7 protein-coding genes are annotated in these 6,773 nt (G+C 56.6%); 3 read left to right on the forward strand and 4 right to left on the reverse strand.

The window, feature by feature from the left end:
- Positions 1–306, reverse strand: a 306-nt coding sequence (locus tag ACOSYY_RS14015; protein ID WP_421663138.1) for a cation:proton antiporter domain-containing protein, incomplete at its 3' end; no start/stop codon positions are given.
- 426 nt (positions 307–732) lie between these two features.
- Between ACOSYY_RS14015 and ACOSYY_RS14020 the strand changes: the two genes are divergently transcribed.
- Positions 733–1,302 (forward strand): hypothetical protein, encoded by a 570-nt coding sequence (locus ACOSYY_RS14020; protein ID WP_421663139.1) that lies wholly within the window; start codon positions 733–735, stop codon positions 1,300–1,302.
- Between the two features lie 18 nt (positions 1,303–1,320).
- On the opposite strand, the gene ACOSYY_RS14025 is transcribed toward ACOSYY_RS14020, so the two are convergent.
- The 3 genes from ACOSYY_RS14025 to ACOSYY_RS14035 are packed head-to-tail and all read right to left on the reverse strand — an operon-like array spanning position 1,321 to position 4,514.
- Positions 1,321–2,343 (reverse strand): NAD-dependent epimerase, encoded by a 1,023-nt coding sequence (locus tag ACOSYY_RS14025; RefSeq protein ID WP_421663140.1) that lies wholly within the window; start codon positions 2,341–2,343, stop codon positions 1,321–1,323.
- Between the two features lie 24 nt (positions 2,344–2,367).
- Positions 2,368–3,999, reverse strand: coding sequence for an MBL fold metallo-hydrolase (locus ACOSYY_RS14030; protein WP_421663141.1), 1,632 nt, complete (start codon positions 3,997–3,999; stop codon positions 2,368–2,370).
- Entirely contained in the window at positions 3,996–4,514 is a 519-nt protein-coding gene (locus ACOSYY_RS14035; protein WP_421663142.1) for a VOC family protein, read from the reverse strand. Before ACOSYY_RS14035 ends, ACOSYY_RS14030 begins: the two co-directional genes overlap by 4 nt.
- A gap of 102 nt (positions 4,515–4,616) precedes the next feature.
- On the opposite strand from ACOSYY_RS14035, the gene ACOSYY_RS14040 reads away from it, so the two are divergent.
- Together ACOSYY_RS14040 and ACOSYY_RS14045 are read left to right on the forward strand one after the other, a co-directional pair.
- Positions 4,617–5,402 carry a uroporphyrinogen-III synthase gene (locus ACOSYY_RS14040; RefSeq protein ID WP_421663143.1) on the forward strand — a complete coding sequence of 262 codons (786 nt, stop codon included), beginning with the start codon at positions 4,617–4,619 and terminating at the stop codon, positions 5,400–5,402.
- A gap of 216 nt (positions 5,403–5,618) precedes the next feature.
- Positions 5,619–6,773 (forward strand): nucleoside transporter C-terminal domain-containing protein (locus ACOSYY_RS14045; RefSeq protein WP_421663144.1); only part of this gene is annotated, 1,155 nt, incomplete at its 3' end.

A 6,773-nucleotide genomic window follows, 5' to 3' on the forward strand; every position in this document is an offset into this window, starting at 1 on the left:
TGCGATCGCGATGACCCCACCGACTTGAATCGGAGCAGCAATCAAGAGCAGCCGACGAAGAGAGGTCAGTTGTCTCAATGAGAATTCGATGCCGATGGTAAACAGAAGCAGCACGATCCCGATTTCCGCCAGCACATGCACCGTCGCGATATCGGAAATCAGATTGAGCCCATGAGGGCCGATCAAAGCCCCGGCGACGAGAAACCCCGCGATAGACGGCAGTCGAAATTGATGAAATAAAAACACCACCGCGATAGAGACGGTATAAATAAGCAGCAAATTGCCAAGCACGCTGTAGTCAGTCATGTCGAGTCTTCACTCTCGCTTCCGCGCAGGTAATGTATTCCCCGACCGGCACCTTGGCACCGACGACGTCTCCATCGAAATCACAGGATCCTCGGCCACCGAGAAGATACGCAGGATACCTGAGGTCTATGACAGGGACAAGGTAAAGCAGGATGTCGGCTGGGCATTTCTTGAGCAGAATACACATTTTTGTCATACCGCCGGTTCTGGGTCGGAGCGGCTTGGTGGTATCGAAACGAAGCGGAGCGAGAGTGTGAGAGAAGATCAGTGATCGCCAATCGTCTCTAAGCCGCTCCAGCATTGTGTTGCCCCCTCTAAAGGGGCATAGACCAAAGAATAAAGTATGCGTAGGGTGTGAGCACATTTTACCGGAATGACCACGACTCCAGGCACTGAGTGCCTTCGCAACACGATATGGAGGTTCCCATGTGGCCGACGCGGATCTTTTCTTTCTTAGCTGCAGTGCTGGCGGTTTTTTCCTCTACTCCGGTATTCTCAGATACCCAGACCGGATCGGATGTGACTTGGAAATGTCCTCAAGCAGACGGCAGCTTAATCTATACCAACAAGGAGAAGGCCGGCTGCCAAGTCATGGTGCTCAAACCGCTTTCTATTGTGCCCGATTTGGAGAATATGCCGACGGTTCCTCGAACCACGACCACCAGTGAATCCCATTATCATTATGGGGTGTCCCCCTACCAGGAACCCACTTCTGGAGCTGGAGCGCGTCAAGTACCGGATTGGGCGCGCGATTGGTATGCGAGCAACACGTCTTCCGGCTCGGTACAGGCGGAAGTGTGCTCGTTATACATGGAATGGATGCAATTGGTCCAGAAGACTCGCGGAGGAATGTTCTTTGGATCGGACCCTTCCTATGGGGGAGATGTCACCGGGCGTGTGCAACGGATGCCAAGCTATTCTTTTTACGATAATGCGCGCTACATCGCCCTATCGAGACTCTTCGGCACGGGCTTCGTGCCCGTGGGTTGTTTCTAGCTTTTCAAGCCGGACGCGTCAGACGCTATAGAACTCCCGATACCACTTCACGAAATGAGGGATACCCACTTCGATGGATGTGGTCGGCTTGAATCCGACATCGCGGGTGAGATCGTCGATATCCGCGTACGTTGCAGGGACGTCTCCCGGTTGTAAGGGCATCAATTTCTTCTCCGCCTTCTTACCTAATGTGCGCTCCAGGACTTCGATAAAGTGCTGCAGTTCGACGGGCTGATGATTCCCGATATTGTAGATTCGTGCCGGAGCCGAGCTGGTTCCTGGATCCGGCGTATCTCCTGCCCAGGCCAGATCGGCCGTCGCTGGGAGATCGAGCGTCCGGATGATTCCCTCGACGATGTCGTCCACATAGGTGAAATCGCGTTTCATCCGACCCTGGTTATAAACTTCGATCGGTTTGCCCTCCAAGATGGCCTTGGTAAAGATAAAGAGGGCCATGTCAGGGCGTCCCCAGGGGCCATACACGGTAAAAAATCGTAGACCCGTGCAGGGCAGCCGATACAGATGCGCGTAACAATGAGCCATCAGCTCGTTCGCTTTCTTGCTCGCGGCGTACAACGAGACTGGATGGTCCACATTGTCGTGAATCGAGAACGGCAGGTGGGTATTCCCGCCATAGACGGAGCTTGAGGAGGCATACACGAGATGGTCGATGCGACCGTGCCGGCAGCCTTCTAAAATATTCATGAATCCTTCGATGTTGCTTTCGGTGTAGGCGTGCGGATTGACCAGTGAGTACCGGACGCCTGCCTGGGCAGCGAGATGAACCACGCGTCGTATCGGTTCATCGGCAAAGAGATCGCGCATGCCTTGTCGATTGGAGAGATCGAGCTTGACGAAGCTAAATCGTTCGCGCGGCGTCAATTGAGCGAGCCGAGCCTGTTTCAATCGCACATCATAGTAGTCGTTGAGATTGTCGAGGCCGATCACCTGGTCGCCACGATCCAAAAGGCGCTTTGCGACGTGGAATCCGATGAACCCCGCGGCACCTGTGACAAGAATCGGCGACTGTGTCCCGGCCATGGCTGCTCCTTGAAGAAAAGTGGTCTATCGTTTCTTGCTCGCCTTCATGAACGGTGGATCGCCATGATCCAACCGATAGAGGGTCAGCGGAGAGAGGGCATCTCCCGCCGAAATGACATCGATCATCCCTCCGCTCATGGCTCGATAGAGATCGAGGGCGGAGGCACGATGATAGCGGCATTCCTGTGAAACCAGAAGGTCTTTCAATTTTACAGGGTGTTCCCAATGAGCCGTTAATAGTGCGGTTCTGGCGGGATTACGACGGCTGAACATGAAAGACAGGTGATCGGGGTACCATTCAGCTCCCCCGGTGGCGTATGACACAAACATCCGTGCGTGAGCGGCCGCGCAAATCTCGGCGAGATAGGCGTTCGTGAGATAGCCGTTCTCGCCGATATCCAGCCATCTGCCTGGATGAGAGAGCGCGGCATGGGCGGCATGGCTCCGGATCTCAAGCAACTGCTGTTGTGACGCCAACACGAGCGGAATCGGTCCGTATTGCCCTACCAATTGCTGGATGACATTGTCCTTGAGGGCGGACCGTCCATCGTTCGTCGGGCCGCTATCCGCATGGATCAGCACATTGTGCCCTCGATCCGAAATTAAGTAGCAATTCCTGGGCATATTCAGGTCGCAAGGGTCTTCTCCGTAGAAGGGTACGGAGACGACTGTACCGCCTTCAAACGGCCAGGTTTCTCCATGAGCCAGCTCGATAACTCGGTCAAAACCCAGTTCCGCAAGGAGCGACCGATAGTCAAAGAACAGCCCTGTTCGATCCCGCCGACTGGGCACGATGATCGGTGTGTCTTTCGGCAAATGCAGCAAGGTGCGGGGATCGACGTGATCATCGTGGTCGTGAGTCAGAAACACGGCGGAGGGTTTCGGGAAAAGTCCGCTCCAGATCGACGGCAACGGCGATTCGGCAAACCACGGCAGAAGCCATGGGTCGAAGAGGAGTACGGTGTCCCGTTGCCGGTAGAGGAGCGCGGCATGTCCAAGGTGCACCATATCCTGATCCCGGACGACGTCGAACCAATGCCGCCGGATAGAAGTCGTCGCAGAGACGGTCAGACAACCATAGTGATGCAATGATTCCATTATGCCGGTCAGCACCATCTGCGAATCACGCGGCATTGTCGATACCGCGGCTCGAAGATCGTCGGTCGTATGGGTTCCGTCGAGCAGACCAAGCAGTTTCCCGGCGCCGGGACCCAGCGGTCGTCCATTGAATCCGACAGGGATCGCTTGGTGATTGACCGCATGAAAGACACGAAGGCCACCGTTGGTCACGGTTGCGGATTTGCCCGGATCGGTCGGAAATTCCCAGTGAAAGGTCCCATCAGCTCGTCGTCCGCAGCGAATATGTTGCTGTAGATAGGGCCGTGCGTTCACCAGCTCTGCATAGGCATCTTCCAAACGGCGCTGCCGATCGGGATCGTCAAGCGGCGCCCGTTTCGAGAAGACATCGCTGATCGCCGTGTCGATCGAGCTGGACAGAAGACCATGAGCCTCCTGGAGACCGGCGACGACTTCAGGGGCCACTCCGCCCATGAACGGGAAGGGCCCCGGCGGCTCAGCACTTTCCAGCTGTACCCAGCACCAGGGAACCAGGCTTAGATATTGATTTTTGGGAAGGCTGGTCCAAATTCGGCTCATGAGTCGGCGCTGAACCTCAGCTTGCTGATCGCCGGTTCGTACAGAGCCTGGACCAGATTGCCGTCCGGATCGCTAAAGTAGAACGAATAGCTGCCGTCACGGTGCTGCTTGGGTTCCTTGGCTATTCGTCCACCCAGAGATACGATCTTCGGCAGGATCGCTCGGTACATCAGATCGACGGCTTGTGGGCTGTCGAGAATTACCCCGAGGTGATCCAATAACTGCGCCGACAGGGGCCGGTAAGAGGAGAGTTCATCTCGTGGGATCTGATGGAGCGCGAAGTTATCAATGCCGGAGCTAAAATACACGTTGTCCTGATCCGGTTCCCACACCGTCTTCATGCCGAGCAATTGCTCGTAGAATCGACGCGAACGAGGGAGGTCGGTGACGCGCAGGGCCACATGCCGAAGACCTCTATGGAGTGGAGCCGTCATACTGTGAGTAATTCGTTGGTCCAGCAAACAGCGCAGTGTGTATAGTTGCGTATAGTAGGGAGGCCGACGACCAGCCGTCAACGGAAAAGGGCCTCCTTTTATAGTATGATTTAGTCTGGATCGTTTCAGTCCATTACGACCATGACATTGAGCGGAGTGACAGTTGCCGCGTTCGAGAGCCGGATGGCGACAGAGATCAGCCGGCTGATCGAACGGTACGGCGGACGACCGTTAGTTGCCCCGGCACTGCGAGAGATTCCGCTGGATAATAATCCGGCAATTCAGGACTTCGGAGTCCGGCTCATGGAGGGGCGAATCGATTTGCTCGCCCTGCTCACCGGTGTCGGGGCCACAACGTTATTCGATTGCCTCAAAACTCATTATTCCTGGTCGTCAGTCGTTGCGGCATTCAAACACACGGCGATCATCGCGCGCGGCCCCAAGCCGGTTGCAGCCCTCAGAGCCGTCGGTCTTCAAGCAACCGTGACCGTGCCGGAGCCGAATACGTGGGTCGATCTTGTTACAGCTCTGGATCAGCATCGTCCCGTGAAAGGACTGCGGGTTGCTGTTCAGGAATATGGAGTCGTCAACCCTGATCTCGTGAGAGCGCTGGAACAGCGAGGGGCAGAGGTATTCGCGGTTCCGATCTATAGATGGGCATTGCCAGAGGATCTTGGTCCACTTCGCCATGCGCTTAATGAAATCATCGCCGGGCGAGTCAACGTGGTATTGATCACCAACGCTGCGCAGATGGACCATGTCATGCAGGTGGTGGAGCAGGATGGGCAGGTAGAACAATTTCGAGCGACGCTGGACAAGCTGGTCATCGCATCGATCGGTCCAACCGCCAGTGAACGCTTGCGTCATCACGGCTGGCCGGTGGATTTTGAGCCGTCACACCCAAAGATGGGAATCTTGGTAAAAGAAGTGTCCGAACAGGCTTCAAGCATGCTCGACCGAAAGCGATAATGTCGATTACCGGTCGCCGCTGTTAGCATCCGAGAACGGAATCCGCCCTGGTTGCACGGAACACCGGATTCTCGTTGAACTCTCACCGCGTCCAAACTTGTCGATCGGATTTTGACCTATGCAGATTTGGCTTATAGGTCCTTCCGGTCCGTTCTCTCTTGACGCTTGCCGCCTCTCAGCGTAGCCTCCCGCCGGGTTTCCATAAATAGGGAGAACATGACGGTGGAGGACTGGCCTTATCGCCTGCTCGCGTTTATCGGATTCTTTACGATCGCCTCGCTTGCTTGGGTGACGGGACGACGCACTCGGCTGAACTGGACGACCATCGGCGGCAGTGCGGCCTTGGCCTGGGGGCTCGGTATCGTGTCCTTTTGGTTTCCCGGAGCGCGCTGGTTATGGGGAATGATCAACGATATGGTCGTGGCCATGCTGACTGCATCTCAAAAAGGCACGCTCTTTCTCTTGGGACCGCTGGCGCTCGGCCCCGGCCAGACATTGCCGGATGGGACGGTGTCGGTGGGTTTTATCTTGGCCGCGCAAGCGCTCCCGGCCGTCGTGTTCTTTGCCGCCATTATGGCAGGCCTCTATTACACAGGTGCCATGCAAGTGGTCGTAGGGCTGTTTGCCCGGCTCTTCTATCGAACGATGGGCTTATCGGGCGCCGAATCTCTTTCCGGCGCCGCCAATATTTTCGTCGGCATCGAGGCCGGTTTGATCGTCCGCCCGTACCTGGCAGCGATGACCCGGTCGGAATTGTTGATGGTGCTGACTTGCATGATGGCGACGGTGGCCAGCACTGTCATGGGTATCTACGTCTCGGCGCTCCAGCATGTGGTGCCACAGATTGCGGGGCATTTGATTTCTGCCTCCGTGATTTCGATTCCCTGTGCGGTGCTCATCAGTAAACTGTCGTTTCCGGAAGACGGGCGGCCCGTGACGCTTGGGGGCGTGCCGTCCGGCAACGATCCGCCCGAGACGTCCGGTTCAATGGAAGGAGATGCCATTCCGCCGCCTTCCAACCTTATCGTCGCCTTGATCGAGGGGGCGGGGCAGGGCATGACAATGGCCGCCGGCATTGCGGCGCTGCTGATCGTGTTTCTCGGTTTGGAAGCTCTGGTGGATCTGGCGCTGGCGCAGCTCCCCATGCTCGGAGGAACTCCCCTCTCGGTCACCCGCGTCCTGGCCTGGCTGACCTGGCCGTTCACGATTCTTCTCGGTCTCCGTCCGGAGGAGTGGCAGATCGGCGCGGACTTGCTGGGTTCGCGGTTCGTCGAGACGGAAGTCGCCGCCTATTTCAAGTTGGCTGCATTGCAAGCGACATCGTCTCCGCCGCTCTCTCCACGATCCCTCACTGCGATGACCTACGCGCTG

The sequence above is a fragment of the Nitrospira sp. BLG_2 genome, assembly GCF_049222245.1.

What these genes read in the sequence shown, in the direction of transcription:
- ACOSYY_RS14030 (WP_421663141.1), bottom strand. Translation starts at nt 3,999, where the DNA reads ATGAGCCGAATTTGGACCAGCCTTCCCAAAAATCAATATCTAAGCCTG.
- ACOSYY_RS14040 (WP_421663143.1), top strand. Translation starts at nt 4,617, where the DNA reads ATGGCGACAGAGATCAGCCGGCTGATCGAACGGTACGGCGGACGACCG.
- ACOSYY_RS14020 (WP_421663139.1), top strand. Translation starts at nt 733, where the DNA reads ATGTGGCCGACGCGGATCTTTTCTTTCTTAGCTGCAGTGCTGGCGGTT.
- ACOSYY_RS14025 (WP_421663140.1), bottom strand. Translation starts at nt 2,343, where the DNA reads ATGGCCGGGACACAGTCGCCGATTCTTGTCACAGGTGCCGCGGGGTTC.